Origin of the sequence: Variovorax sp. OK212 (assembly GCF_900112425.1) — a bacterium.
In the GTDB taxonomy this organism is placed as follows: domain Bacteria; phylum Pseudomonadota; class Gammaproteobacteria; order Burkholderiales; family Burkholderiaceae_C; genus Variovorax.
On record NZ_FOLP01000006.1, the window covers coordinates 362,436 to 387,339 of the forward strand.

Genomic DNA, 24,904 nt, shown 5'->3' on the forward strand with positions numbered 1-24,904 from the left:
GCCGCAAGGCGGTCTTTGCGCCGTCGCGGGTTCAGCCTTGAGTGGCCGGGCCTGCGGCGGCGCTTATTTTTTTCAGCTCGGCCACGCCCATGGCCAGGGCGTTGGAGTAGCTGGTCTGCGGCTTGTCCGCGACGCGGTAGACGCGGTAGTCCAGCGTTTCGGACGACTCGCCGCCATGGTGGGCTTCGAGCAAGGTCCAGAAAAACTGGCCGGGTTCGCGTTCTTCGATGGCAAGCGCCAAATCGTTCAAGGCTGGCATGGGTCCCTGGGTGCTATGCGTTGTTCAAGCCATATGTACGCAATAAAGCTACTTTTGGATTCATCGGATGCGTTTGCAAGGCTCCATGTGTGAAAGATGTCGCATTTCGTCGGCCCTGCGCGCCTGAACGGGCTTGGGGGGCGCTCAACGACAATCCGCCGATGAGTTCAACGGTAAAGAGCGGGCCGGCGCAGGCCGTGATGGTGCTGGGCACCACCAGCGGGGCCGGCAAGAGCTGGCTGGCCACGGCACTGTGCCGCTGGTACGCCCGGCGCGGGCTGAAGGTGGCGCCCTTCAAGGCGCAGAACATGAGCAACAACGCCCGCGTGGTCGACGGCGGCGAAATCGGCAGCGCCCAGTACTTCCAGGCGTTGGCCGCCAACGCGGTGCCCGACGTGCGCATGAACCCGCTGCTGCTCAAGCCCGAGCGCGACACCCACAGCCAGGTGGTGCTGATGGGGCAGGTGAGCGAAGAGCTGTCGGCCTTGCCCTGGCGCGGCCGCAGCGAGCGCGTGTGGCCGCAGATCGCGCAGGCGCTGGACGAGCTGCGCGCCGAGAACGACGTGGTCGTCATCGAGGGCGCGGGTTCGCCGGCCGAGATCAACCTGATGGCCAGCGACATCGTCAACATGCGCATCGCCCGCCACGCCCAGGCGCGCTGCCTGCTGGCGACCGACATCGATCGCGGCGGCGCCTTCGCCCACCTGTACGGCACCTGGGCGCTGCTGCCCGAGGTCGACCGGGCGCTGCTGCGCGGCTTCGTGCTCAACAAGTTCCGCGGCGACGCCACCTTGCTGGCCCCCGCGCCGCAGCAGTTGCAGGCGCTGACCGGCGTGCCCACCGTGGCCACGCTGCCGATGTGGTGGCAGCACGGCCTGCCCGAGGAAGACGGCGTGTTCGACGACCGAAGCCGCGCGAGCGGCACGGTCACCCGCACGGTGGCCGTGGTGGCCTACCCGCGCATCAGCAACCTCGACGAATTCCAGGCGCTGAAGAACGTGCCGGGCGTGCGGCTGGTCTGGGCGCGCACGCCGGCCGACGTGGCCGCCGCCGACTGGATCGTGCTGCCCGGCTCCAAGCACACCAGCGGCGACCTGGCCTGGCTGCGCGCGCAGGGCCTGGACCGCGCGGTGGCCGCGCACGCCGAGCGTGGCGGCGCGGTGCTGGGCATCTGCGGCGGGCTGCAGATGCTGGGCGAGGCGCTGGTCGATCCGCACGGCATCGACGGCAACGCGCCGGGCCTGGGCCTGCTGCCGCTGGTGACGGTGTTCGCACGCGAGAAGACCGTGCGCCACCGCGCCGCGAGCTTCGGCGAGCTGGCGGGCGCCTGGGGCGCGCTGTCGGGCGTGCCGGTGGCCGGCTACGAAATCCACCACGGCCAGAGCGCCGCCCACCCGCAGATGGCGCAGGACGGCCAGGCCGTGATGCCCGACGGGCTGGCCTGGCAGAACGCGCGCGGCAACGTGCTCGGCATTTATCTTCATGGCCTGTTCGAGGACCCGGGCGCGCTGCATGCGCTGTTCGGCGCCTCGGCGCCCACGCTCGACGCCACCTTCGACGGCCTGGCCGATTTCATCGACACCCACTTCGACGCCGGCGTGCTCGCCGGACTGATTGCATGACCGATTCCCTCCTAGCCATTCCCGACCTGGCCGACCTGACCGACGCCGTGCTCACCGCCCGGCTGCAGGAAAAGCTGGCCAACAAGACCAAGCCGCTCGGCGCGCTCGGCCGCCTCGAGGCGCTGGCGCTGCGCATCGGCACCGTGCTGGGCACCGAGGACCCGGTGCTCGAGGCGCCACAGATGCTGGTGTGCGCGGGCGACCACGGCCTGGCGGCGCGCGGCGTCTCGGCGTACCCGAGCGACGTGACCTGGCAGATGGTCGAGAACTTCCTGGCCGGCGGCGCGGCCGTGAGCGTGCTCGCGCGCCAGCACGACCTGGCGCTCACGGTGGTCGACTGCGGCGTGCGGCGCGACTTCCAGGCCCGCCCCGGGCTGGTGTCGCGGCGCATCGCCGAAGGCACGGCCGACGCATCGGCCGGCCCCGCGATGACCGCCGCGCAATGCGCGCAGGCCATTGCCAACGGCCGCGAGGTGGTGCGCGCGCTGCCGGGCAACGCGCTGCTGCTGGGCGAGATGGGCATCGGCAACAGCTCGTCGGCGGCGCTGCTGCTGTCGCGGCTGGCGGGCCTGCGCATCGACGACTGCACCGGCGTGGGCACCGGGCTCGACGCGGCGGGGCTGGCGCGCAAGCGCGAGGTGCTGCGCCAGGTGCTGGCGCTGCACGCCTCGGCCACGGCGCCGCTGGACGCGCTGGCGGCCTTCGGTGGGTTCGAGATCGCCACGCTGGTCGGCGCGGTGCTGCAGGCAGCGCAAGAGCGCCGCGTGATCGTGCTCGACGGCTTCATCGCCAGTTCGGCGGTGCTGGTGGCGCAGGCGCTGCAGCCCCATGTCACGCAACGCTGCGTGGCCGCGCATTGCTCGGCCGAGCCGGGCCACCTGCTGCTGCTGGAGCGGCTGGGGCTCGACCCGCTGTTGAACCTCCACTTGCGCCTGGGCGAAGGCTCGGGCGGTGCGCTGGCCTGGCCGCTGCTCGAGTCGGCCTGCCGCATCCTGCGCGAGATGGCGAGCTTCGAGGCGGCGGGCGTGTCGCGCAAGGACGCCTGAAGCGCCGCATTCACAACATTCGCAAGGGACTCGGATGAACGGCGTTCGCCACTTCCTGCTCGCGCTGCAGTTCTTCACGCGGGTGCCGGTGACCGGGCCGCTCGCGGCGTGGGTCGGCTTCAGCCCGCAGATGCTGCGCGCGAGCGCGGCGCACCTGCCGGGCATCGGCTGGCTGGTGGGCGCGGTGGCGGCGCTGGTGTTCATGGGCGTCGGCATGGGCCTGCCCGGCGTGGCGGGCGCCCTGGTCGCCGCGGTGCTCAGCACCGTTGCCACCGTGATGATGACCGGCGCCTTCCATGAAGACGGCCTGGCCGACGTGGCCGACGGCCTGGGCGGCTCGGCCCGGCGCGACCGCGCGCTGGAGATCATGAAGGACTCGCGCATCGGCGCTTTCGGCGCGGTGGCGCTGGTGCTGGCGCTGGGCCTGAAGTTCGCGCTGCTCGCCGCGCTCGCGGCACGCGGGCTGCAGGCGGCGGCCATCGGCATCGTCGGCGCGCATGTGCTGTCGCGGCTGATGCCGCTGTTCCTGATTCGCTGGCTGCCCTATGTGGGCGACAGCGGCGCCAGCAAGGCCAAGCCGCTGGCGGATGCCATCACCGGCGGCGCGCTGGTCATCGCCTTCGTGTGGGCGCTGCCGGCGGTGGCGCTGCTGCTGTGCGCGCACGACCCGGTGCACGTCGGCGCGGCCGTGCTGGCGGCGCTGCTTGCGGCGGGCTGGATGGCGCGGCTCTTCCTGCGGCGCCTGCAGGGCTTCACCGGCGACGGGCTCGGCGCGACGCAGCAGGTCTGCGAACTCGCGATCTACCTCGCGCTGGCGTGGGGCGCATGAGCATGGCGGCGAACCAGCGAACGCTCTGGCTGCAGCGCCATGCCCCGGTGATCGCCGAGCCCGGCCTGTGCTACGGCGCGACGAACCTGGCCGCGCATGCGGACGAGACGCAGGCGGCGGCGCAGCGCATTGCGCACCGGCTGCCCGCCGGCATCGTGCTGCGCAGTTCGCCGCTGCGGCGCTGCGCCGAACTGGCCGACGCCATCGTGGCCTTGCGCCCCGATCTTTCGGTGCAGCACGACGCGCGGCTGGCCGAGATGGATTTCGGCGCCTGGGAAGGGCAGCCCTGGTCGGCCATTGCGCGGGAAGACTTCGAGGCCTGGACCGCCGACTTTGCCGACCGGCGCGCCGGCGGTCGCGGCGAGAGCGTGCGCGGCTTCATGCAGCGCGTGGCGGCCGCGCACGACGAATGGCTGGCGGGCGAGGGCGATGCGCTGTGGGTCACGCACGCGGGCGTGCTGCGTGCCGTGACCCTGCTGCACGGCGGCGTGCGCTGCCCCGCTGCGGCGGCCGACTGGCCGGCCGGCGAGCTGGCGTTCGGCGGCTGGCTGACCTTCGAGCGGTAAGACGTTCGAGCTTGGAGGTTGGCGGCCTGTTGGCAGCCTGTGGTCGGCCCGAGCTACTTCCTGCCGTCGCGCGCGAGCTCGTGCCGCATGCGCTCGGCCACGGCGTCGCGGCCGTGTGCGTCCAGCTTCAGGTAGATGTTCTTCAGGTGCCACTTGACGGTGTCGAGCGAGAGCCCGAGCGTCAGCGCGATCTTCTTGTTCGGCAGCGACTGCAGCAGCAGCTCGGCGATCTCGGCTTCGCGCAGCGTGAGCAGCCGCGTCACGCTGCGGTCTTCCAGGAAGCGCGCCGCGGCCGGCGGGTTGGCCGCTGCGTCGCCTTGCGACCGGGCCAGCGCTTCGATGCGCTCGGCGTAGAACACCAGCACCGGGTCGAGCTGGGGCTCGGCGGCGGCCGTGCGGACCAGCTGCAGCGCGTTGTCGTGGGCGCTCAGCAAGGTCTGCATCAGGCCCAGCCGGTGGCCCAGGCGAAGGGCCGAGCGCACGCGCGCGGCCGACGCCTCGTTGCGCCCGAGCCTGCGTTCCACCTCGGCCGCGTGCAGCAGCAGCGAGACCACGAGGTTGACCTGCCCGCGCTGCTCGTAACGCTCGCGCAGCGCCTCGATCTTTGCCAGCGCGAACTGCAGTTCGCCGTCGTGCACCGCCATCAGGATGCGCGCGCGCGCCAGCACGTCGCACACCTGGCGCAGCGAGCGTGGCTCCTCGTCGGGGTGGCGGTCATGCAGCGCGTCCATCTGCTGGAACGAGGCGCGCGCCGCGTCGATGTCGTGGCTCGCCAGCTCGATGCGCAGGCGCTCGAACAGCACGCAGGCCAGCGCCCGGTCCATCCGGTAGCGCTGCAGGAAGCCCGTGGCCTGGGCGAGGTGGGCGAGCGCCTCGTGCAGCCGGCCGGCGGCCTGCTGCGCGCGGTTCGACACGATGATCATGCGCAGCGTGGTGTCGGGAATCAGCCCGTCGTGCGTGCCCAGCTGCTCCTGGATGAAGCGCGCGGCGACGATCGGGCCGTGCTGCTCGTACAGCACCTCCACCAGCAGCTGGGCCGTCAGGCGCGCGGCCTCGGCGGAGTGCGCGCCGCGTTCCTGCGCCTCGCGCAGCACGTTGCGGTAGATGCGCTCGGCCCGGTGCATGTGGCCCTCGACCGCGTACGACAGGCCCACCAGGCACTGGCCCACCAGCGAGCCGAACAGGGTGCCGACGACGGGCTCGCCGCCGACCGTGGGCGCAGGCTCGTCGCGCTGGATGCGGCGCGCCTCCTCGAACTCGCCGCGGTGCAGGTACAGCCAGCTCAGCACGTTGCGCCGCCCGGCCAGGGCGAAGTCGTCGGCCGCCGCCGGCGCCTCGAGCAGCTCGGGCATCAACCGCGTGACCGCGTCGTTGTCGTCGCTGCGAATGGCCAGCAGGCAGTCCAGCAGCGTGAGCCGGTAGCGCATGGCCGGCTCGATGGCGTCGGCTTCCGCGCGCAGCCGGGCGATGCCGCGCGCGCAGTCGTCGAGCCGGTAGTCGGCCAGCTCGACCCAGGCCATCCAGAGACGGAGGTTGGGGTTGGTGTCGAGCGTGGCGGGGTCGAGCTGGCGCACCAGCCCGATCACCTCGTTCATCCGGCCCTGCAGGAACAGTGCCAGCGCGCCGCGCTCGGCCAGCGTGGCGGCGGCCTCGCCGTTGCCGGCGGCCAGCGCGTGGCGCACGGCCTCGTGATGCATGCCGCGCAGCGCGAGCGATTCCCAGGCCGCCGCGTGGATCTTGCGCCGCTGCGCCTCGGGCAAGGCCGCGAAGTCCCGCAGCAGCACGCTGCGCGCCAGCGGATGCAACTGCCACCAGCGTTCGTCGGCGATGCGGTGCGGCAGGACGGTGAGCAGGCCGTCGCGCACCAGCGGTTCGAGCAGCTCGGCGCACAGCGGCGCGGCGTGGCTCTCGCCCGCCAGGTCGGCGCACAGGGCCGGGCTGAAGCGGGCGGTGGCGGCGCACAGGGTGAGCAGGCGCAGCTGCGTGCCCGACAGCCGCGAAAACACCTGGGCGCGCAGGTAAGCCGCGAACGGCTCGGGGTCGGGCATGCCGTGCAGCAGCGGCGAGGGCGTTGCGCGCCGGCGGCGCACGTCGGCGCTGGCCAGCCGCAGCAGCGCCGGCCAGCCCTCGGTCAGCAGGTGGATGGCCGCGGCGGCGCGCTCGTCGATGTCGGGCAGCCGCATGCGCAGGTACTCGAGCGACTCGGCCAGGCTGAAGCGCAGGTCCTCGTTGCGCAGCTCCAGCACCGTCTTGGACACCGGCGCGTGCGCCATGGTCACCGGCAGGTGGTCGCGGCAGGCGAAGACACAGGTCAGGTTGGCCGGCGCGTACTCGACCAGCAGCTGCAGCGCGTTCAGCACGTTGCCGCTTTCGGCGCGGTGCGCGTCGTCCACGATCAGCACGATCCTGCGCCCGTGCGCCGCAATGCCGCGCACCAGTGCGATGACCAGCCGCTCGACGGCGTCGGCGTCGGGCCGCGCGTGCGCCACCGCGCCCCGGGGAATGGCGGTGTCGATGGCGGCCAGCGCCGACATCAGGGTGGTCATGAACTGCAGGTCACCTTCGGCAAGGGCGGCCAGGCGGACCCAGGCGATGTCGATGTCCGCCGAGACCAGCTGGCGCTGCCAGGTGAGCAGCAGCGAGCTCTTGCCGAAGCCCGGCGGTGCCTGGAGCACCACGCACCGGCGTTCGCCCGGTCCGGCAAGCCGGTCGAGCAAGCCCTGTCGGACCAGGAGGCGGCGGCTGCGGGTGCGCAACGCTGGCGCGGCGGGTAAGAAATCAGGTTGCATCTTTGGTGAATTCTCATTCATACAGATCGCCAGAAATCCAGTTTCTCCGGGTTTGCCTACCCGCCCTTCAAGGGTGGGGTGGCGCATGCCCGCGGTGCCGATGAACGATGAAACCACCATGGAGTCCCCCACATGTTCGATCTATCGAATCTCAAAATCGGCGTCCGCCTGGGAATGGGTTTTGCCTTGATGCTGCTGCTGCAGCTCGTCATCACGAGCATTGGCGTGCATCAGATGACAAATCTGTCGGACCGGATCGCTTTTGCCACGGAAGTTGGTGCGCGAAAGCTCGACCAGCTGAACAACGTGCAGTCGGCCATCGGCAAGCGGGCCATCGCGGCGCGCAACCTGGCGCTGGTGACGGACCCGGTGGCGCAGAAGGGCGACATCGACCTGGTCGTGCGCTCGCAGCGCGAGATCGACGCCGGCATGGCGACCCTGGGCACGATCATGGCCAACCCCGCGTCGGCCAGCGACGAGGAGCGCCGGATGCTGGAGAAGCTGCGCGCGCTGGAGGCGCTGTACCTGCCCATTGCGCAGAAGGTGCTCACGCTGGCCACCGGCAAGCAGACCGAGGCGGCGATCAAGGTGCTGACGCAGGAATGCATGCCCTTGCTCAACCAGGTGCTGGCACACGTCTCGACCTTCCAGGAGCTGCTGAAGAAAAGCGCCGATGAAAGCGCCGCGTCGGCCCAGGCCACCTACCAGAGCGCCCGCTGGCTGATGCTGTCGATCAGCGGCGCCTCGCTGATCGGCGGGCTGCTGCTGGCGTTCCGGATGACGCGCTCCATCACCCGCCCGCTGGGCCAGGCGGTGAACGTGGCGCAGCAGGTGGCCTCCGGCGACCTGACGGCGCGCATCGAGGTGGCCGACAGGTCGGAGTCGGGCATGCTCATGAACGCGCTGCGCTCCATGAACGACGAGCTGGCCAAGGTGGTCGGCCAGGTCCGCGCGGGCACCGATTCCATTGCCACGGCCTCGGGCCAGATCGCCACCGGCAACCGCGACCTGTCCTCGCGCACCGAGGAGCAGGCCAGTTCGCTGGAGCAGACGGCGGCGTCGATGCAGGAGCTGACCTCCACCGTGAAGCAGAACGCCGACAACGCGCGGCTGGCCAATCAGCTGGCCGACTCGGCCTCGCAGGTGGCCTCGCGCGGCGGCTCGGTGGTCGACCAGGTGGTGGAGAAGATGGCGTCGATCAACGCCTCGTCGAAAAAGATCGTCGACATCATCGGCGTGATCGACGGCATCTCGTTCCAGACCAACATCCTCGCGCTGAACGCGGCGGTGGAGGCGGCGCGCGCCGGCGAGCAGGGGCGCGGCTTTGCCGTGGTGGCCTCGGAAGTGCGCAGCCTGGCGCAGCGCTCGGCGGCGGCGGCCAAGGAAATCAAGACGCTGATCGGCGACTCGGTGGGAGAGGTGGACGCGGGCAGCGTGCTGGTCAACGAGGCCGGCAGGACCATGGAGGAGATCATGGGCAGCGTGCGGCGCGTGACGGACATCATGGCGGAGATCACCGCGGCCAGCCAGGAGCAGTCGGCGGGCATCGAGCAGGTGAACGACGCCATCAAGCAGATGGACCGCACCACGCAGCAGAACGCGGCGCTGGTGGAAGAGGCCTCGGCCGCGGCGCAGTCCATGAACGACCAGGCCGCGGGCCTGGTGCACGCGGTCAGCATGTTCAAGCTGCGCTGAGCGGGCGTGGGTCAATCCGGCCCAGTTCGGTTCGAGTCAGTTCAGCTCAGTTCTTCTGGCGCCACTGCTCGCGCCAGAGCTTTTCCAGTTGCGGCGCCATGGCCGGCGGCGGCGCACCGACCAGGCGGTTGCGGCCGTCGCGCTGCACCAGCCCGTAGATGCGGCCGGAGCCCTGGTCGTAGAGCGCGATGGCGTTGTGGTCGTGGCAGTCGTGCGGCTTGCAGAAGGCATGCAGCAGGTAGCGCGTGCCCTCGACCGTGACCCACTGCGGCTCGGGCGCGGGGCCTTCGCGGCGCACCAGCCAGCGGTCGTTCTCGCGCGGGCCCAGCGCGTTGCGCCAGGCTTTCTGCATGGCCGGGCCCTGCGCCAGCGCGGCGGGGCTGCCCGTGGGCGGGGGCGGCAGCTTTGCGGCGGGCGCGGCCTCGGCCGGCGGCGGTGCGGCGCGCGCGGCGCCGTCGCATCGCCAGTAGCGCAGCTTCATCAACTCGGGGCCGAGCTGGCCGGCAACCGGCTTGTCGGCGTCCAGCGTGACCGACTGGCCGCGCGCATCGCGGTAGACCAGGAAGGTCATGGCGCCGGCCTTGTCGACATCGCTCATCAGCGCCACGTCGAAGCCGGCCGGCGGCGGGCTGTTGCCGAAGAAGCTGTAGGCCGTCTGCGGCGTGCGGCCGACCACGCGGCGCTTGCCGCTCTCGGCGATCAGCGCGTCCTGGCGCACCTGCAGCGTGGGGGCGGCGTTGTCGGCGCAGGCGGTCGACCAGCGCCCGCCGTAGAGCGCCATGGCGTCGGGCGCGAGGCCGGCGGGCTGCTGAGACCAGGCCGCGCCGGGCGCGGCGCAAAGCAGGGTGGCGAGCAGGGCCGAAAGCAGGGCGCCTGTCGCGAAGGTCGGGGTGTGTCTTTTCTGGGTCGTCATTCTTGAAGCGTCATGCCGTCATGCTGTTTTGGGCGCGGGGGTCTTGGGTTTGTAGGCGCAGAAGGTGTGCACCGCGCATTCCCAGCAGCGCGGCTTGCGCGCCACGCACACATAGCGCCCGTGCAGGATCAGCCAGTGGTGCGCGTGCAGCCGGTATTCCATCGGAACGCGCTTCTCCAGCTTGAGTTCCACCTCCAGCGGCGTCTTGCCCGGCGCCAGGCCGGTGCGGTTGCCCATGCGGAAGATGTGCGTGTCGACCGCGATGGTGGCCTCGCCGAAGGCCGTGTTCAGCACCACGTTGGCCGTCTTGCGGCCCACGCCGGGCAGCGCCTCCAGCTCGGCGCGCGTGCGCGGCACCTCGCCGCCGTGCAGCTCGACCAGCATGCGGCAGGCTTCGTTGAGGTGCTTGGCCTTGCTGCGGTACAGGCCGATGGTCTTGATGTATTCCTCCAGCCCTTCCACGCCCAGGTCGTAGATGGCCTGCGGCGTGTTCGCCACCGGAAACAGCTTGCGCGTGGCCTTGTTCACGCCCACGTCGGTGGCCTGCGCCGACAGCAGCACGGCCGCCAGCAGCTCGAAGGGCGTGGTGTATTCGAGCTCGGTCTTGGGCTCGGGGTTGGCCGCCTGCAGGGTGGCGAAGAAGAGCGGGATGTTTTCTTTTTTCATGGGGCGGGCCCCGAAAGGCTCCGGATTTCTCGTTTTGTCATTTCTCTTGCCGGCGCCGCTGCTACCAGTCGGCACCGCTCAAGGGCGATGACGGTGACGACGGCGAAGGCGGCGCGCCCGGCAATCGGCGTGCCGACAGGGGCGGCACCGGTGGCGGCACGAGCAGCAGCCGGGCATCGAGCGCGTGCAGCACCTCGAGCAGCTGCGCCACGCTCACCACGCCCGGATTCTTCTCGATGTCGGCCATCCGGGTCTGCTTCACGCCCAGCCGCTGGCCCAGTTGAGCCTGGGTCAGGTTGTGCGTTTTTCGCAGGGCCTTGAGATGGGCCGAGAGTTCTTTTGCCGAATCGATACCGATGTTCATCGCATGAACCTCCTCGCGTCGACCGAAAAAACCGCCTTGCAGCGTTACACGCAATATATCGTCGAAAGGCCATGAGCTCACGCAGCTTTATTGCCCGCCGGTTTCGCGACAATGGCGCCCAGAAAGTGAGAGCCCTACCATGCAATTCGCCTCCCGCCTCGACAACGTCGAAACCTCCGCCATCCGCGAACTCTTCAAGCTGCTGGGCAAGCCCGGCATCATCAGCTTCGCGGGCGGTTTTCCCGACAGCGCCATGTTCGACGTGGAAGGCCTCAAGGAGGCGAGCCAGAAGGCGCTGACCGAAGAAGCCGGCGGCGCGCTGCAGTACGGCGCCACCGAAGGCTACGAGCCGCTGCGCACGCAGCTCGGTGCCTTCATGAAGACCAAGGGCGTCGAGGTCGACCCCAGCGGCCTGATCGTCACCACCGGCAGCCAGCAGGCGCTGGACCTGCTGGGCAAGACCATGATCTCGCCCGGCGACAAGGTGATCGTGGAGGGCCCGACCTTCCTGGCCACCATCCAGTGCTTTCGCCTGTACGGCGCGCAGCTCATCAGCGCGCCCATCGACGCCAACGGCGTGAAGACCGACGAACTCGAGAAGCTCATTGCCGAGCACAAGCCCAAGTTCGTCTACCTGATTCCCACCTTCGGCAACCCCAGCGGTGCCATGCTGAGCCTGGAGCGCCGCAAGAAGGTGCTCGAGCTGGCCGTGAAGTACCAGACGCTGATCGTCGAGGACGACCCCTACGGCGACCTGTACTTCGGCGAGGCGCCGCCGCCGTCGATCCTGTCGCTGAGCAAGGACGTGCCCGGCAGCCGCGAACTCATCGCCCATTGCGGCAGCCTGAGCAAGGTGCTGAGCCCGGGCCTGCGCATCGGCTGGATGATCGCGCCGGCCGAGCTGCTGGCCAAGGCCACCATGTGCAAGCAGTTCAGCGACGCGCACACCAGCACCTTCTCGCAGGCCACGGCCGCGCAGTACCTGAAGAGCGGGCGCATGCCGGCCACGCTGGCGCATGTGCGCGAGGTGTACGGCCAGCGCGCCCAGGCCATGGGGGACGCGCTGAAGCGCGAACTGGGCGATGCCGTGAGCTTCACGCAGCCCAACGGCGGCTTGTTCTTCTGGGCCCGCCTGACGGGCGCCAACGGCAAGCTGGCCGATGCGAACGAACTCGCGAAGCGGGCGATCGAGAAGCTCGTGGCCTTCGTGCCCGGCGCGCCGTTCTTTGCCGAGAACCCCGATGTGGCCACCCTGCGCCTGAGCTTTGCCACGGCCGACGTGGCCAAGATCGAGGAAGGCGTGAAGCGCCTCGGCCAGGCGCTCTAAAGCGCTAGGTACCTGCAGCTGTCGGTATCAGGGGGACCGGTGCAGCCTGGGCGCTGCAAGCAGGTCCAGGTTGTCCGAAATGGCCGCATCCACGTTCGGATAGCGGCCTTTCATCTTGGAGAGCGTCATGATGGTCTGCAGCGCCTTCAGGTCCTTGACCGAGGGCGCGACCTTGATCTGCGCGATGGCGGCAGGGGCGTTGCCTCCGTTCACCAATGCCATCACCTTGCCTGCCCAGTCGTTTGCGCGCGCCATGTCGTCACCTGTTATCCGTTGAATGCGCCGACTGTACACAGCGGGTTAGGATCACCCATGAGAAAAACCTTTCAGCTTCAAGTCGAGGGCAAGCACCCCGACCGTCTCCTCGAAGCCATCAAGCACGAGATCCGCAAGTACATCAAGCGCGAACGCCGCCGCGAATTGCCCGAAGGCGCGGACTTCTGGGACTTCGATTGCAAGTTCGGCGCCGCCGAAGAAACCGCCGAAGCGGTGCACCTCTCGGCCATCACCGGCCTGATCGACGGTGTGGTCAAGGAAGGCGGCAAGCAGTTCTATGTCGAGCTGCTGGCCAAGCCCGGCAAGCGCCAGCCGCGTCCGGAGGGCGAGGCCCCCCGCCACACCGCCGGTGCATCCGGCGAATCCGAAGAAGACTGATCCTTCGTCAGACCAGCGCCTGCGCCAGCCGCAGGCCATGCCGCTGCTCGGCGTCCTGCAGCGAGCGCGCAATCGACGGGTGCAGCCGCACCCCGTTCGCCGATTGCCCTTCCCGACGTTTCAACCCGCTTTCGCCCGGCAGCCGCACAGGCTTCGCCGGGTCGATGGGCACGTTGCCGCGGCACTGCGCCGCCACGTGGTCCATCTGGCGCAAAAAGGCTTCCTTGCCGCCGAAGGCGTTCAGGTCGTGCAGCGTGATGTGCACGGTCGCGCCCCAGCCCTCGGGCGGATCGGCCCGGCCGTGGCCCGCCAGGCCCGCGGTGAGGGTCTCCACCAGCAGCGCCATGCCGTAGCCCTTGTGCCCGTGGCTCAGGCCACCCACCGGCAGCAGCGTGCCGGGCGGCTGGTCGAACAGCACCTGCGGGTTGTTCGAGGGCTTGCCGGCGGCGTCGATGAGCCACTCCTCGGCGAAGGTCTCGCCGGCCGCGCGCTTGCGGTTGCTCATGCCGTTGGTGGTGATGGAGGCCGAGATGTCGACCATCACGCCGCCCTGCGACAGCGGGAAACCCATGGCCAGCGGGTTGGGCGTGAACACCGCCTGCGTGCCGCCGAAGGGCGCGACGCTGGCCGCGTTGGGGTCGGAACAGGCCAGCAGCATCAGCATGTCTTCCTGCAGCGCGCGCAGCATGTAGACCGCGAGGCAGGCGATGTGGTGGCTGCGGCGGATGACCAGCGAGGCCGTGCCCAGTTCGCGCGCGCGCGGCACCAGCAGGTCCATGCCCTGTTCCATGAGCCAGGGGCCGGGCAGGCGCCTGCCGTCCCACAGCACGGCGGCGGGGCGGTCCGACAGCACCTCGGCCGCACCGTCGCGCGCCATGCCGCCCGATTCGAGTTCCTTCACATAGCCCGCCAGCAGCGCGAGGCCGTGCGTGTCGTGGCCCAGCAGGTCGCCCTCGACCAGCGTGCGCGCGACCGCGGCCGCCTTGGGCGCGGCGAGGCCGGCCTTCCGGAGCAGGGCGTCGGCGTAGGCGACGAGCGCGTCGGCGCGGTACAGGGGGGCGGCGTCGGTCATTTCAGGATTTCCAGTACGCGGTCGAGGCCGCCTTCGTCGATGGCCACCATGGCCTGTTCGCGCACCTTCGGCTTGGCGTGATAGGCCACCGAGAGGCCGGCTTCGCCCATCATCGGCAGGTCGTTGGCGCCGTCGCCCACGGCAATGGTTTCCTGCGGCGAGATGCCCATGAGCGAGGCCACCTCGAGCAGCGTGCGGCGCTTTTCGGCGCCGTCGCAGATGTCGCCCCAGCTCTGCGTGACCACCTGGCCGGTGAGCTTGCCGCCGGCCTCGTCGAGCAGGTTGGAGCGCGCGAAATCGATGCCCAGGCGCTCCTTCACGCGGTTCGCGAAGAAGGTGAAGCCGCCCGACACCAGCAGCACCTTGAGGCCGGCCGCCTTGCAGGCCGCGACCAGCTCGGCCGCGCCGGGGTTGAGCTTCAGCCGCTCGTCGTACACCTGCTGCAGGGCCTGCACGGGCACGCCCTGCAGCAGCGCCACGCGGCGGCGCAGGCTTTCCTTGAAGTCCTTGATCTCGCCGCGCATCGTGGCCTCGGTGATGGCGGCCACCTCGGCCTTCTTGCCGACGGCATCGGCGATCTCGTCGATGCATTCGATGTTGATGAGCGTGGAGTCCATGTCGAACGCGATCAGCTTGAAATCGGCGAGCTTCAGCGGCGGCTTCACGCGCTGCAGGACGAGACCGGGCGAAATTTCTGTGACGCTCATGCGGGAGAGGTTTCCTTGACGAGGGGTTGTCCGAGGCTGCGCAAGACATCGCGCACCATCTGGGCACGCTCCTTCGGCTCCTTGAGTTCGCGCTCGATGCGAAGCTTCTCGTTGCCTGCGAGCTTGATGTGCTTGTTCTTCTGCACCAGCTGGATGATGGCCATGCCGTCGACCGGCGCGTCCTTCTTGAAGGTGATGTTGATGATGCCGGGCGCGGCATCGACCTTGACCACGCCGTACGGCCGCGCCAGCACGCGCAGGCGGTGTGTGTCGATCAGCGTCTGCGCCTGCGGCGGCAGCTTGCCGAAGCGGTCGACGATTTCTTCCAGCAGCGTGTCGATCTGATCGGGCGTCTTCGCGGTGGCCAGCTTCTTGTAGAACGACAGGCGCAGGTGCACGTCGCCGCAGTAGTCGTCGGGCAGCAGGGCGGGGGCGTGCAGGTTGATCTCGGTGGTGACCGACAGCGGCGCCAGCAGGTCGGGCTCCTGGCCGGCCTTGAGCGAGCGCACGGCCTCGCTGAGCATCTCGTTGTAGAGCTGGAAGCCGATCTCCATCATGTTGCCGCTCTGGTTCTCGCCCAGCACCTCGCCGGTGCCGCGAATCTCCAGGTCGTGCATGGCCAGGTAGAAGCCGGAGCCCAGCTCTTCCATCTGCTGGATGGCGTCGAGGCGTTGCGCCGCATGCTTGGTCAGGCCCTCGGTGTCGGGCACCATGAGGTAGGCGTAGGCTTGGTGGTGCGAACGCCCGACGCGGCCGCGCAGCTGGTGCAGCTGCGCCAGGCCGAACTTGTCGGCGCGGCTCATGACGATGGTGTTGGCCGTGGGCACGTCGATGCCGGTCTCGATGATGGTCGAGCACAGCAGCATGTTGTAGCGCTGCGCCACGAAGTCGCGCATGACGCGCTCCAGCTCGCGCTCGGGCATCTGGCCGTGGGCCACGGCGATGCGCGCCTCGGGCAATATCTCTTCGAGCTTCTGGCGGCGGTTCTCGATGGTCTCGACCTCGTTGTGCAGGAAGTACACCTGCCCGCCGCGCTTGAGCTCGCGCAGCACGGCCTCGCGGATCACGCCGGTGCCTTCGTTGCGCACGAAGGTCTTGATGGCCAGGCGCCGCTGCGGCGCGGTGGCGATCACGCTCAGGTCGCGCAGGCCTTCCAGGGCCATGCCCAGCGTGCGCGGAATGGGCGTGGCGGTGAGCGTGAGCACGTCGACCTCGGCGCGCATGGCCTTCATCGCTTCCTTGTGGCGCACGCCGAAGCGGTGCTCCTCGTCGATGATGAGCAGGCCCAGGTTCTTGAACTTGACCGACTGCGACAGCAGCTTGTGCGTGCCGACCACGATGTCGACCTGGCCCTCGGCCAGGCCCTTGGCGGCGGCGGTGATTTCCTTGGCGGATCGGAAGCGGCTCATCTCGGCCACTTTCACCGGCCACTTGGCGAAGCGGTCGATCAGCGTCTGGTAGTGCTGCTCGGCCAGCAGCGTGGTGGGCGCGAGGAACGCGACCTGCTTGCCGCCGGTGACGGCGATGAACGCGGCGCGCAGCGCGACCTCGGTCTTGCCGAAGCCCACGTCGCCGCACACGAGGCGGTCCATCGGCTGGGGCGAGATCATGTCCTGCACCACGGCGTGGATCGCGGCCTTCTGGTCGGCGGTTTCCTGGAAGCCGAAGTCGTTGGCGAACACCTCGTAGTCGGCCGGCGAGTAGCGAAAGGCGTGGCCTTCGCGCGCGGCGCGGCGGGCGTAGATGTTGAGCAGCTCGGCGGCCGAGTCGCGCACCTGTTCGGCGGCCTTGCGCTTGGCCTTTTCCCACTGGCCGGAGCCCAGCTTGTGCAGCGGCGCCTCGTCGGCGCTGACGCCGGTGTAGCGGCTGATCTGGTGCAGTTGCGACACCGGCACGTACAGCGTGGCCTTGTCGGCGTATTCCAGGTGCAGCATTTCCTGCAGCAGCGGCTTGCCTTCGGCGTCGGTGCCCTGGCCCAGGTCCATGTGGGTCAGGCCGCGATAGCGGCCGATGCCGTGCGCGGTGTGGACCACCGGGTCGCCCACGTTGAGCTCCGACAGGTCCTTGATGAGCGCCTCGACGTCGCTGACCTGCTCCTGCTTCTTGTTGCGCCGGCGCGTGGTGGGCGCGGTGGCGAACAGCTCGGTCTCGGTGACCAGGTCGATGCCCTGTTCGCGCCAGGCGAAGCCCGAGGCCAGCGCGGCGGTGGCGATGCCGATCTTCTCGTCGGCGGCGGCTTCGAACTCGGCCAGCGAATCGAACGCCGGCGGGCTCACGCCGCTGGCGCGCAGGAAGTCGAGCAGGCTTTCGCGGCGGCCGTCGCTCTCCGCGATCAGCAGCACGCGGTGCGGCGTGGCGCGGATGTGCGCCTTCAGGCCGACCAGCGGGTCTTCGGCGCCGCGCACCACCGCGAAGGGTGGCAGCTTGTCGAACTCGGCGTAGGGCGCCTCGGTGGGCACCTCGCCACCCGCACCGCCGCCCGCACCGCCGCCCGCACCGCCGCGAATGGCGAGCTGCGGGTGCGGCTTGGCGCGCTGGTAGAACTGCTCGGCGTTCAGGAACAGCGCCTCGGGCGGCAGGGCGGGGCGCTCGGGGTCGCCCTGCACCAGGCGGTAGCGCTCGTTGGTGTCCTGCCAGAAATGCTGGAACGCGGGTTCGAGGTCGCCGTGCAGCACCACCGTGGCGTCGGGGCCCAGGTAGTCGAACACCGTGGCCGTCTCGTCGAAGAACAGCGGCAGGTAGTACTCGATGCCGGCGGTGGCCACGCCGTTGCCCATGTCCTTGTAGATGCGGCTCTTGGTCGGGTCGCCTTCGAGCAGTTCGCGCCAGCGGCTGCGAAAACGCCCGCGCGCGTCGTCGTCCATCGGGAATTCGCGGCCCGGCAGCAGGCGCACCTCGGGCACGGGGTACAGGCTGCGCTGGGTGTCGGGGTCGAAGGTGCGGATGGAGTCGATCTCGTCGTCGAACAGGTCGACGCGAAACGGCACCAGCGAGCCCATGGGGAACAGGTCGATCAGGCCGCCGCGCACCGCGTATTCGCCGGGGCTCACCACCTGCGTCACGTGGCTGTAGCCGGCCAGCGTGAGCTGGGCCTTGAGCCGGGATTCCTCCAGCTTCTGCTTGGCCTTGAACTGGAAGGTGTAGCCGGCCAGGAACGCCGGTGGCGCCAGCCGGTAGAGCGCGGTGGTGGCGGGCACCAGCACCACGTCGGCCTCTTTCTGGCTGATGCGCCAGAGCGTGGCCAGGCGCTCGCTGATCAGGTCCTGGTGCGGGGAGAAGCTGTCGTACGGCAGCGTTTCCCAGTCGGGGAACAGGGCGCAGCGCAGCTCGGGCGCGAAGAAGGCAATTTCGTCGATCAGCCGCTGCGCGTCGTTGGCGTCGGCGGTGAACATGGCGGTGGCGCGGCCCGCGGCCTTCTCGCGCATGGCCAGCTGCGCCAGCAGCAGTGCATCGGCCGACAACGGGGGACGCGGCAGCGTGAAACGCTTGCCCGCCGTGAGGTGGGGGAGGTCCATGGAACGCTTACTGGAAATGCACAACACCCCGCGCCGGCTGGCGAGGGGTGTGCGTCGCGGTCGATTCTAGAATGGCGGCCCTTTATTCGCTTGTCGGCCGACGCCGACGCCGGGCCCATGTCCACTTCCCGTCTCTTCGTGCTGATTCCGTGCGCCGGCTCCGGCCATCGCGCGGGCCATGCGCAGTCCACCCTCCCCAAGCAGTACCGGCGCCTGGCCGGCGCGCCGATGGTGGCTCACACGCTGGAGGCCTTCCGCGCGCTGGCGGGCCGGTTTGCCGGGCTGGCGCTGGTGGTGTCGCCCGACGACCGCGACGTGGATGCCGTGCTGCCGCGCTTTCCCGCGCAGGACGAGTACCTGCTGCGCGTGGGCGGCGTGACCCGCGCGGCCACGGTGCGCAACGGGCTTGCCGCGCTGCGCCAGAAGGGCGCCGGCGCGCACGACTGGGTGCTGGTGCACGACGCCGCGCGCTGCCTGGTCACTTCGAGCCAGATCGAGGCGCTGATTTCCGCCTGCGAGCACGACGCCGTGGGCGGGCTGCTGGCGCACCGCCTGGCCGACACGCTCAAGGTGTCGACCGCCGAGAGCCGCGTGGCCCAGACGCTGTCGCGTGCCGACAAGTGGCTGGCCCAGACGCCGCAGATGTTCCGCATCGGCATGCTGCTCGACGCGCTGGAGCGCGCGGGCGACGCCGTGACCGACGAGGCCAGCGCCATCGAGGCCGTCGGCCTGTCGCCGCTGCTGGTGCCGGGCAGCGCGCAGAACTTCAAGGTGACCTTCCCCGAAGACTTCGCGCTGGCCGAGGCACTGCTGCAGGCCCGCAAGAAGGACATGGCATGACGGCGCCTTTCAACATCCGCGTGGGCGAGGGCTGGGACGTTCACCAGCTGGTGGCCGGACGCAAGCTGATCCTGGGTGGCATCGAGGTGCCGCACACCACGGGCCTGCTGGGCCATTCGGACGCCGATGTGCTGCTGCACGCCATCACCGACGCGCTGCTGGGCGGCGCGGGGCTGGGCGACATCGGCCGGCATTTTCCGGACACCGATCCGCAGTTTCGCGGTGCCGATTCGGCGGTGCTGCTGGCCGAGGCGGCGCGCCGTGTGCGCGCGGCGGGCTGGGAAATCGGCAATGTCGACAGCACCGTGATCGCGCAGGCACCGAAGCTGGCGCCGCACATTCCGCTGATGTGCCAGCGCATTGCCGACGCGCTGGGCGTGGCGCTCGAGCAGGTCAACGTGAAGGCCAAGACGGCCGAGAAGCTCGGCCCGGTGGGCGAGGGCCGCGCGATGGAAGCTCGCGCGGCCGTTCTCCTGCACCGCTGATACCGGCCTGAGCCCTCGGCTAAGGGCGAGGGCTCAGGCCGGCTTCCTGCCCGCCGGCAGTTCGCCCGGCTTGGGCGTCGGCATGGCGCGCGGCATGCGGATGTGCGCCGCCAGGCCGCGGCCCGGCGTGCTGGTCAGCGCGAAGGTGCCGCCCATGCGCTCGATGTTCTTCGCCACGATCGACAGGCCCAGCCCGGCGCCGGCCGCCGAGGTGCGCGCCGTATCGCCGCGGAAGAAGGGCTTGGTCAGCTGCGAGAGCAGGCCCGGCTCGACGCCCGCGCCATGGTCGCGCACCTTGATCAGCACCGCGTCGTTGTTGGCCTGCGCCTGGATCGTGACGTCGGCCACGCCGGTGGAAGGCGTCTTGCCGTAGCGCCGCGCGTTCTCGACCAGGTTGGAGATCACGCGCGTGAGCTCGACCTCGTCGCCCAGCACGCGCAGGTCGGGTGGCACCTCGACCTTGATGTTCATCTCCTCGTAGTCCTGCACGGCGTAGGTGCAGGCGTCGACCACGTCGCGCAGCAGCACCGGTCGCGGATCGACATGGTCGGGCCGCGCGTAGTCCAGGAACTTGTCGATGATCGCGTCGAGCTGCGCGATGTCGGCGGCCATGTGGTCGCGCGCGTCTTCGTCGGCCACGCTCATCTCGGTTTCCAGCCGCAGGCGCGCCAGCGGCGTGCGCAGGTCGTGCGAGATGCCGGCCAGCATGATGGCGCGGTCCTGCTCGATCTTGGCGAGCTGGTCGGCCATGCGGTTGAAGCCGATGTTGACCGCGCGGATCTCGTTGGTGCGCGCGCGCTCGTCGAGCCGGTGCGCCTCGTACTCGCCTTCGCGCACCTGCATGGTCGCGCGCGACAGCTGCTTGAGCGGCAGGTTGATGAGCCGCGTGATCAGCGCCGCGCCGGCCAGCGACAGCGCCATGGCCGTGCTGAGCCACACCAGCCAGGTGCGCCCGCCCACGCGGCTGAAGCGCGTGGGGTCGAGCAGCAGCCAGTAGGTGTCGCTCTCGATGGTGAAGCCGATCCACAGGCCCGCCTCGTCGTTCACGCGGCTGGCCACCGTGGTGCCTTCGCCGAGCTGGTCGATGAGCTCCTCGGTGACGCGCTGGTCGAGCGCGCCGCTGGTGTAGGGCTCGAAGCGGTCGTTGGGCTCGCGCGGCAGGATGCGCACGCCTTCCTGGTCGGCCAGCGTCTTGATGAGCGAGACCCGCGTGATGGCGTCCGAATACACCAGCGCCGCGCGCGTGAGGTTCACGAGCGAGGCGATCTGGTGGGCGGTTTGAATGGCGCGCGGCTCGTACTCGAGCGAGCGGAAGGTCTGCAGCCACGCGACCGTGCAGCCGATGAGCAGCAGCGCCAGCAGAAAGAATGTGCGCCAGAAAAGGCTGAAGCCCAGCTTGAGGCCGGGGCGACGGTCACGTTGCGCGCTCGCTTCGAGCGGGCTCGGCATGGTGACCTGCGCACCGTCCTCCTGGGCGGAGCCGGGCCTGGCGTATTGGCCGATGGCCACCTCTCAGCGGCGCGTCAGGCCGTGCCGTCCGGCACGAACACGTAGCCCACGCCCCAGACGGTCTGGATGTAGCGCGGCGCAGCGGCGTCGGACTCGACCAGCTTGCGCAGGCGCGAGATCTGCACGTCCAGGCTGCGGTCGAAGGGCTCGAACTCGCGCCCGCGCGCCAGCTGGGCCAGCTTTTCGCGCGACAGCGGTTGACGCGGATGGCGCACCAGCGCCTTCAGCATCGCGAACTCGCCGGTGGTCAGCGAGAGTTCTTCGCCATCCTTTTTCAAGGTGCGCGAGCCGAGATCGAACGCGAACGGACCGAAGGTGACGGTCTCGTTCTCGGTGGAGGGGGCGCCCGGCGCTTCGAGCGGCGGACGGCGCCGCAGCACCGCGTGCACGCGAGCCAGCAGCTCGCGCGGGTTGAAGGGCTTGCCCAGGTAGTCGTCGGCGCCGACTTCGAGGCCGACGATGCGGTCGACGTCCTCGCCCTTGGCAGTGAGCATGATGATCGGGGTGCGGTCGTTGGCGGCGCGCAGGCGGCGGCAGACCGAGAGGCCGTCTTCGCCGGGCATCATCAGGTCGAGCACGATCAGGTCGACCGTGTCGCGCAACAGGATGCGGTTGAGCGCCTTGCCGTCCTCGGCCACGATCACTTCGAATCCTTCCTGCGTCAGATAGCGGCGCAGCAGGTCGCGGATGCGGGCGTCGTCGTCGACGATCACGATCTTGTCGGTGCGAGCGGGAACTTGAGTCATTTCTACAACGATGAATTTGTAACAGGGCCGATTCTGAAGGCGTTAAGGCTTCGTTGAGCCGGATTTACTTATGGTTTGACACTAAGTTACAAAACTTGCGGACGCTCGCGGTCTGGTCATCCGACGTTAGCCTGGAGGTGGCAAAGTTCCCTCTGCGTTATGACTTCCGCTCAATGAGACTACGTTTTTCAGCCCTCACATGCCTTCTCGTTTTCGCCAGCGGTTCCGCGCTGGCGGTCTCCGGTGATTTCCTCAGGGTGGGCGAAGTGCGCCGCAACGAAGTCCGGGATGCGGTGGCGGCCCACAGGGCCGCGCAGCGCGAGGAAGTGCAGCGCGAAGAGGCCGCCGCCGGCCGCCGGCTCACCGCCGCCGAGCTGTTCGAACTGCGCCAGCAGGTGCGCGGCCAATGGACCCCGCCGGGCGCGGGGCCTCTGATGAATTCGGCAGAATCGCAGCCGGCCGAGCGCATCGTGCCGGCACCGCCGCCCGCGCGCGACCCGCTCACGGCGCCGCGCAGCCAGCGCCGCTGAGGCCTCGCGGGCGCGCAAGCCGGCAGGGCCGCCCGAGTCAGGTCGGCCCGCATGGCCCGCTGTTGCGGACCGCCGGGCGGGCAGGCTCGTCTTTCATACCAAACCTGGGGAGTACATCAACTTGAAAAAAATCAAACTGTTCGCGGCCGTGGCCGCCCTGACCGTGGCCGGCACCGCGCTGGCACAGACCGTCGCCACGCCCGCGCCGCAGAACGTGCTGCAGCTCATGGCCGCCGGCACGGTCGAGGTCCAGCAGGACCTGCTGAGCATGACGCTCTCGACCACGCGGGACGCCACCGACGCGGCCACCGTGCAGACCCAGCTGAAGACCGCGCTCGACGCCGCATTGGCCGAGGCGAAGAAGACCGCCCAGCCGGGCCAGCTCGACGTGCGTACCGGCAATTTCAGCCTGTCGCCGCGCTACACCAAGGACGGCAAGATCAACGGCTGGCAAGGCTCCACCGAGCTGGTGCTCGAAGGGCGCGACTTTCCGCGCATCACCCAGGCGGCCGGCCGCGTCACCACGCTCACCGTGGGCAGCGTCGGCTTCGGCCTGAGCCGCGAACAGCGCGCCAAGACCGAGACCGAGGCGCAGAACATCGCCATCGAGAACTTCAAGCAGAAGGCCACCGAGCTGGCCAAGGGCTTCGGCTTCGGCGGCTACACGCTGCGCGAGGTGTCGGTGAACGCGAACGACTCCGGCCCGATCCGCCCGCGCATGATGGCAGCGCAGGCCAAATCGTTCTCGTCCGATTCGGCCGTGCCGGTCGAAGCCGGCAAGACCAGCGTGGTCGTGAACGTCTCGGGCTCGGTGCAGCTCAAGTAAGAAGGCGCGCCCGATGCGTCCAGGCGCATCGGGCGCGCCGGTCCCTCCCTATATAGAAGGAGGGCCTACCTTCGGGCTACCTCCTAGTGGGCATTCCGATCAGGGTGTCACTGGGCGGTCCAGCCGCCGTCCATGGCCCAGGCCACGCCGCGCACCTGGTCGGCCGCCGGCGAGCACAGGAACACGGCCAGGCCGCCCAGTTGCTCGACGGTGGTGAATTGCAGCGAAGGCTGTTTTTCACCCAGCAGGTCGTTCTGGGCCTGCGCGGCGGTGATGCCTTCGCGCGCCGCCCGGTCGTCGATCTGCTTCTGCACCAGCGGCGTGAGCACCCAGCCGGGGCAGATCGCGTTGGCGGTGACGCCCGAGGTCGCGGTTTCGAGCGCGACCGACTTGGTCAGCCCGACGATGCCGTGCTTGGCCGCCACGTAGGCCGACTTCTGCGCCGACGCCACGAGCCCGTGGGCCGACGCGATGTTGACGATGCGGCCCCAGTTGGCTTCGCGCATCGCCGGGATCGCCAGGCGCGTGGTGTGGAACGCGCTGGTGAGGTTGATCGCGATGATGGCGTCCCAGCGTTCGGTGGGGAAATCCTCGACCTTGGCGACATGCTGGATGCCGGCGTTGTTCACGAGGATGTCGACGCGGCCGAACCTGGACGCGGCGAACTTCATCATGTCCTCGATCTGGTCGGGTTTGCTCATGTCGGCGCCGTGGTACTCGGCGCGCACGCCGAGTGCCTCGATCTGGGCCTTGGGTGTTTCGGAATCGCCGAAACCGTTGAGCACGATGTTTGCGCCCTGTTGGGCGAGAGCCTTGGCGATGGCGAGGCCAATGCCGCTGGTGGACCCCGTGACAAGCGCGGTTTTGCCTTTGAGCATGTAGATCAATCTCCGGATGAATTAGGATGCGACGAGACAATTATCCGCACCAGAACGACTTCGTTTTCATGACCGAACCGACGCTTCATTACGTGGCGTGCGACGACGCCCAGGGTGGCCATCGCATGGCCTATTGGCAATGGGGCGACGCACGCAGCGCGCACGTCGTGGTCTGCGTGCACGGGCTGACCCGGCAGGGACGCGACTTCGACGCGCTGGCCCAGGCCATCGTGGCACGCGCCGGCGGCGCGGTGCGCGTGGTCTGCCCCGACGTGGTGGGCCGCGGGCGCAGCGACTGGCTGCGCGACCCGGCCTTCTATCAGGTGCCCGTGTACGCGGCCGACATGCTGGCGCTGGTGGCGCAGCTGCACCGCGAACAACCCATCGACGCGCTCGACTACGTCGGCACCAGCATGGGCGGGCTGATCGGCTTCGTGCTCGCGGGCCACAAGGAACTGCCGCTGGCACGGCCCATTCGCCGCTTCGTGGCCAACGACGTCGGCCCGACCATCGAGCCGGCCGCGGTGCAGCGCATCGGCGCGTACGTGGGGCAGGCCGGCCAGTTTGCGAGCGTGCAGGCCGCTTCCGATGCGATGTGGGCGCTGTCGACCACCTTCGGTCCGCACACGCCGCAGCAGTGGCTGTCGCTGTCGCAGCACATGGTGGTGCCGGCGTCGCAACGCACGGCCGACGGCTCGGCCAAGGTAGACGCGGACATTGAAAGCGATGGTGCCTGGGTGCTTCATTACGACCCCGCCATCGGCGTGGCGCTGCGCGCCATCACGCCCGAGGCGGCGGCCCAGGGCGGCGCGATCATGTGGAGCCTGTACGACGCCATCGAGGCGCGCACGCTGCTCACGCGCGGTGCGGTCTCCGATCTGCTGTCGCGCGACACCGCGCTGGCCATGACGCAGCGCGGCCCGCGGGCCCAACTGGTCGAGTTCGACGGCGTGGGCCATGCGCCGACTTTCGTCGACCCCGCGCAGATCGCCGCCGTCACCGACTTCCTGTTCGACTGATCGAGAGAGTGCAGCGTGAAGCGCGATTCCTCGAGCCTCCAGACGGC

General features: G+C 69.6%; 24 protein-coding genes. 12 read left to right on the forward strand and 12 right to left on the reverse strand.

Annotated elements, in window-relative coordinates; all coding sequences use genetic code 11:
• Nucleotides 1-31: 31 nt before the first annotated feature.
• The gene (locus BM004_RS20565) at nucleotides 32-259 is read right to left on the reverse strand and encodes a hypothetical protein (protein WP_093129861.1); all 228 of its coding nucleotides are present in this window, start codon (nucleotides 257-259) and stop codon (nucleotides 32-34) included.
• Between the two features lie 161 nt (nucleotides 260-420).
• On the opposite strand from BM004_RS20565, the gene BM004_RS20570 reads away from it, so the two are divergent.
• Genes BM004_RS20570 through BM004_RS20585 form a run of 4 tightly spaced genes read left to right on the forward strand, consistent with a single transcriptional unit; the run spans nucleotide 421 to nucleotide 4,322 of the window.
• Nucleotides 421-1,881 (forward strand): cobyric acid synthase, encoded by a 1,461-nt coding sequence (locus BM004_RS20570; RefSeq protein WP_093216225.1) that lies wholly within the window; start codon nucleotides 421-423, stop codon nucleotides 1,879-1,881.
• Entirely contained in the window at nucleotides 1,878-2,927 is a 1,050-nt protein-coding gene (cobT, locus tag BM004_RS20575; RefSeq protein WP_093216228.1) for a nicotinate-nucleotide--dimethylbenzimidazole phosphoribosyltransferase, read from the forward strand. Before BM004_RS20570 ends, cobT begins: the two co-directional genes overlap by 4 nt.
• 34 nt (nucleotides 2,928-2,961) lie before the next feature.
• Entirely contained in the window at nucleotides 2,962-3,756 is a 795-nt protein-coding gene (gene cobS, locus BM004_RS20580) for an adenosylcobinamide-GDP ribazoletransferase (protein WP_093216230.1), read from the forward strand.
• Nucleotides 3,753-4,322: a histidine phosphatase family protein gene (locus BM004_RS20585; protein ID WP_093216233.1), complete on the forward strand. Its 570-nt coding sequence runs from the start codon at nucleotides 3,753-3,755 to the stop codon at nucleotides 4,320-4,322. Before cobS ends, BM004_RS20585 begins: the two co-directional genes overlap by 4 nt.
• 53 nt (nucleotides 4,323-4,375) lie before the next feature.
• On the opposite strand, the gene BM004_RS20590 is transcribed toward BM004_RS20585, so the two are convergent.
• On the reverse strand, nucleotides 4,376-7,111 hold the full coding sequence (locus BM004_RS20590) for a LuxR C-terminal-related transcriptional regulator (protein ID WP_177206548.1): 2,736 nt from the start codon (nucleotides 7,109-7,111) through the stop codon (nucleotides 4,376-4,378).
• Nucleotides 7,112-7,243: 132 nt separating this feature from the next.
• Here BM004_RS20590 and BM004_RS20595 point away from each other — a divergent pair, with 132 nt between their 5' ends.
• Nucleotides 7,244-8,806 carry a methyl-accepting chemotaxis protein gene (locus BM004_RS20595; RefSeq protein ID WP_093216237.1) on the forward strand — a complete coding sequence of 521 codons (1,563 nt, stop codon included), beginning with the start codon at nucleotides 7,244-7,246 and terminating at the stop codon, nucleotides 8,804-8,806.
• Nucleotides 8,807-8,852: 46 nt separating this feature from the next.
• Here the strand turns inward: BM004_RS20595 and BM004_RS20600 are convergent, their stop codons facing one another.
• From BM004_RS20600 to BM004_RS20610, 3 genes are all read right to left on the reverse strand, one after another.
• A complete protein-coding gene (locus BM004_RS20600) occupies nucleotides 8,853-9,719 on the reverse strand; it encodes an Ivy family c-type lysozyme inhibitor (RefSeq protein ID WP_093216239.1) in 867 nt (288 codons plus the stop codon).
• Between the two features lie 18 nt (nucleotides 9,720-9,737).
• On the reverse strand, nucleotides 9,738-10,385 hold the full coding sequence (gene nth, locus BM004_RS20605; protein WP_093129869.1) for an endonuclease III: 648 nt from the start codon (nucleotides 10,383-10,385) through the stop codon (nucleotides 9,738-9,740).
• A gap of 61 nt (nucleotides 10,386-10,446) precedes the next feature.
• On the reverse strand, nucleotides 10,447-10,749 hold the full coding sequence (locus BM004_RS20610; protein WP_093129870.1) for a helix-turn-helix domain-containing protein: 303 nt from the start codon (nucleotides 10,747-10,749) through the stop codon (nucleotides 10,447-10,449).
• 139 nt (nucleotides 10,750-10,888) lie between these two features.
• Between BM004_RS20610 and BM004_RS20615 the strand changes: the two genes are divergently transcribed.
• Nucleotides 10,889-12,076 carry an aminotransferase-like domain-containing protein gene (locus BM004_RS20615; RefSeq protein WP_093129871.1) on the forward strand — a complete coding sequence of 396 codons (1,188 nt, stop codon included), beginning with the start codon at nucleotides 10,889-10,891 and terminating at the stop codon, nucleotides 12,074-12,076.
• Between the two features lie 27 nt (nucleotides 12,077-12,103).
• Here the strand turns inward: BM004_RS20615 and BM004_RS20620 are convergent, their stop codons facing one another.
• Nucleotides 12,104-12,331, reverse strand: a complete 228-nt coding sequence (locus BM004_RS20620) for a hypothetical protein (protein ID WP_093129872.1) — start codon at nucleotides 12,329-12,331, stop codon at nucleotides 12,104-12,106.
• A 57-nt stretch (nucleotides 12,332-12,388) separates the two neighbouring features.
• Between BM004_RS20620 and BM004_RS20625 the strand changes: the two genes are divergently transcribed.
• Nucleotides 12,389-12,730 carry a DUF6172 family protein gene (locus tag BM004_RS20625; RefSeq protein ID WP_093216242.1) on the forward strand — a complete coding sequence of 114 codons (342 nt, stop codon included), beginning with the start codon at nucleotides 12,389-12,391 and terminating at the stop codon, nucleotides 12,728-12,730.
• Between the two features lie 7 nt (nucleotides 12,731-12,737).
• On the opposite strand, the gene BM004_RS20630 is transcribed toward BM004_RS20625, so the two are convergent.
• The 3 genes from BM004_RS20630 to mfd are packed head-to-tail and all read right to left on the reverse strand — an operon-like array spanning nucleotide 12,738 to nucleotide 18,024.
• Nucleotides 12,738-13,802 (reverse strand): Ldh family oxidoreductase, encoded by a 1,065-nt coding sequence (locus BM004_RS20630; protein ID WP_093216244.1) that lies wholly within the window; start codon nucleotides 13,800-13,802, stop codon nucleotides 12,738-12,740.
• The gene (serB, locus tag BM004_RS20635; protein WP_093216246.1) at nucleotides 13,799-14,509 is read right to left on the reverse strand and encodes a phosphoserine phosphatase SerB; all 711 of its coding nucleotides are present in this window, start codon (nucleotides 14,507-14,509) and stop codon (nucleotides 13,799-13,801) included. The genes BM004_RS20630 and serB overlap by 4 nt, the downstream gene beginning before the upstream one ends.
• Nucleotides 14,506-18,024 carry a transcription-repair coupling factor gene (gene mfd, locus BM004_RS20640; protein ID WP_093216249.1) on the reverse strand — a complete coding sequence of 1,173 codons (3,519 nt, stop codon included), beginning with the start codon at nucleotides 18,022-18,024 and terminating at the stop codon, nucleotides 14,506-14,508. Before mfd ends, serB begins: the two co-directional genes overlap by 4 nt.
• A 117-nt stretch (nucleotides 18,025-18,141) precedes the next feature.
• Between mfd and ispD the strand changes: the two genes are divergently transcribed.
• A complete protein-coding gene (gene ispD / locus BM004_RS20645) occupies nucleotides 18,142-18,864 on the forward strand; it encodes a 2-C-methyl-D-erythritol 4-phosphate cytidylyltransferase (RefSeq protein ID WP_093129964.1) in 723 nt (240 codons plus the stop codon).
• On the forward strand, nucleotides 18,861-19,349 hold the full coding sequence (ispF, locus tag BM004_RS20650) for a 2-C-methyl-D-erythritol 2,4-cyclodiphosphate synthase (RefSeq protein ID WP_093216252.1): 489 nt from the start codon (nucleotides 18,861-18,863) through the stop codon (nucleotides 19,347-19,349). Before ispD ends, ispF begins: the two co-directional genes overlap by 4 nt.
• A gap of 33 nt (nucleotides 19,350-19,382) precedes the next feature.
• Here the strand turns inward: ispF and BM004_RS20655 are convergent, their stop codons facing one another.
• Both BM004_RS20655 and ompR read right to left on the reverse strand, forming a co-directional pair.
• Complete coding sequence (locus BM004_RS20655; protein ID WP_093216375.1) at nucleotides 19,383-20,798, reverse strand: sensor histidine kinase; 1,416 nt, start codon at nucleotides 20,796-20,798, stop codon at nucleotides 19,383-19,385.
• Nucleotides 20,799-20,872: 74 nt separating this feature from the next.
• The gene (gene ompR, locus BM004_RS20660; protein ID WP_007837017.1) at nucleotides 20,873-21,604 is read right to left on the reverse strand and encodes an osmolarity response regulator transcription factor OmpR; all 732 of its coding nucleotides are present in this window, start codon (nucleotides 21,602-21,604) and stop codon (nucleotides 20,873-20,875) included.
• Nucleotides 21,605-21,699: 95 nt separating this feature from the next.
• Here ompR and BM004_RS20665 point away from each other — a divergent pair, with 95 nt between their 5' ends.
• A complete protein-coding gene (locus BM004_RS20665) occupies nucleotides 21,700-22,134 on the forward strand; it encodes a hypothetical protein (RefSeq protein WP_256219966.1) in 435 nt (144 codons plus the stop codon).
• 121 nt (nucleotides 22,135-22,255) lie between these two features.
• A complete protein-coding gene (locus BM004_RS20670) occupies nucleotides 22,256-22,960 on the forward strand; it encodes an SIMPL domain-containing protein (protein ID WP_093129879.1) in 705 nt (234 codons plus the stop codon).
• A 107-nt stretch (nucleotides 22,961-23,067) separates the two neighbouring features.
• Here BM004_RS20670 and BM004_RS20675 read toward each other — a convergent pair whose 3' ends face one another.
• Nucleotides 23,068-23,838 (reverse strand): 3-hydroxybutyrate dehydrogenase, encoded by a 771-nt coding sequence (locus BM004_RS20675; RefSeq protein ID WP_093129966.1) that lies wholly within the window; start codon nucleotides 23,836-23,838, stop codon nucleotides 23,068-23,070.
• Nucleotides 23,839-23,906: 68 nt separating this feature from the next.
• Between BM004_RS20675 and BM004_RS20680 the strand changes: the two genes are divergently transcribed.
• On the forward strand, nucleotides 23,907-24,857 hold the full coding sequence (locus BM004_RS20680) for an alpha/beta fold hydrolase (protein WP_371270077.1): 951 nt from the start codon (nucleotides 23,907-23,909) through the stop codon (nucleotides 24,855-24,857).
• The last annotated feature ends 47 nt before the right edge of the window (nucleotides 24,858-24,904 follow it).

Excerpts from the sequence above, each read along its gene's own strand:
- mfd (WP_093216249.1), bottom strand. The coding sequence starts at position 18,024 with ATGGACCTCCCCCACCTCACGGCGGGCAAGCGTTTCACGCTGCCGCGT.
- BM004_RS20600 (WP_093216239.1), bottom strand. The coding sequence starts at position 9,719 with ATGACGACCCAGAAAAGACACACCCCGACCTTCGCGACAGGCGCCCTG.
- BM004_RS20655 (WP_093216375.1), bottom strand. The coding sequence starts at position 20,798 with ATGCCGAGCCCGCTCGAAGCGAGCGCGCAACGTGACCGTCGCCCCGGC.
- BM004_RS20625 (WP_093216242.1), top strand. The coding sequence starts at position 12,389 with ATGAGAAAAACCTTTCAGCTTCAAGTCGAGGGCAAGCACCCCGACCGT.
- ispF (WP_093216252.1), top strand. The coding sequence starts at position 18,861 with ATGACGGCGCCTTTCAACATCCGCGTGGGCGAGGGCTGGGACGTTCAC.
- BM004_RS20675 (WP_093129966.1), bottom strand. The coding sequence starts at position 23,838 with ATGCTCAAAGGCAAAACCGCGCTTGTCACGGGGTCCACCAGCGGCATT.
- BM004_RS20590 (WP_177206548.1), bottom strand. The coding sequence starts at position 7,111 with ATGCAACCTGATTTCTTACCCGCCGCGCCAGCGTTGCGCACCCGCAGC.
- BM004_RS20610 (WP_093129870.1), bottom strand. The coding sequence starts at position 10,749 with ATGAACATCGGTATCGATTCGGCAAAAGAACTCTCGGCCCATCTCAAG.
- ompR (WP_007837017.1), bottom strand. The coding sequence starts at position 21,604 with ATGACTCAAGTTCCCGCTCGCACCGACAAGATCGTGATCGTCGACGAC.
- cobS (WP_093216230.1), top strand. The coding sequence starts at position 2,962 with ATGAACGGCGTTCGCCACTTCCTGCTCGCGCTGCAGTTCTTCACGCGG.
- ispD (WP_093129964.1), top strand. The coding sequence starts at position 18,142 with ATGTCCACTTCCCGTCTCTTCGTGCTGATTCCGTGCGCCGGCTCCGGC.
- BM004_RS20585 (WP_093216233.1), top strand. The coding sequence starts at position 3,753 with ATGAGCATGGCGGCGAACCAGCGAACGCTCTGGCTGCAGCGCCATGCC.
- BM004_RS20570 (WP_093216225.1), top strand. The coding sequence starts at position 421 with ATGAGTTCAACGGTAAAGAGCGGGCCGGCGCAGGCCGTGATGGTGCTG.
- BM004_RS20565 (WP_093129861.1), bottom strand. The coding sequence starts at position 259 with ATGCCAGCCTTGAACGATTTGGCGCTTGCCATCGAAGAACGCGAACCC.
- serB (WP_093216246.1), bottom strand. The coding sequence starts at position 14,509 with ATGAGCGTCACAGAAATTTCGCCCGGTCTCGTCCTGCAGCGCGTGAAG.
- BM004_RS20620 (WP_093129872.1), bottom strand. The coding sequence starts at position 12,331 with ATGGCGCGCGCAAACGACTGGGCAGGCAAGGTGATGGCATTGGTGAAC.
- nth (WP_093129869.1), bottom strand. The coding sequence starts at position 10,385 with ATGAAAAAAGAAAACATCCCGCTCTTCTTCGCCACCCTGCAGGCGGCC.
- BM004_RS20595 (WP_093216237.1), top strand. The coding sequence starts at position 7,244 with ATGTTCGATCTATCGAATCTCAAAATCGGCGTCCGCCTGGGAATGGGT.
- BM004_RS20615 (WP_093129871.1), top strand. The coding sequence starts at position 10,889 with ATGCAATTCGCCTCCCGCCTCGACAACGTCGAAACCTCCGCCATCCGC.
- BM004_RS20680 (WP_371270077.1), top strand. The coding sequence starts at position 23,907 with ATGACCGAACCGACGCTTCATTACGTGGCGTGCGACGACGCCCAGGGT.
- BM004_RS20630 (WP_093216244.1), bottom strand. The coding sequence starts at position 13,802 with ATGACCGACGCCGCCCCCCTGTACCGCGCCGACGCGCTCGTCGCCTAC.
- cobT (WP_093216228.1), top strand. The coding sequence starts at position 1,878 with ATGACCGATTCCCTCCTAGCCATTCCCGACCTGGCCGACCTGACCGAC.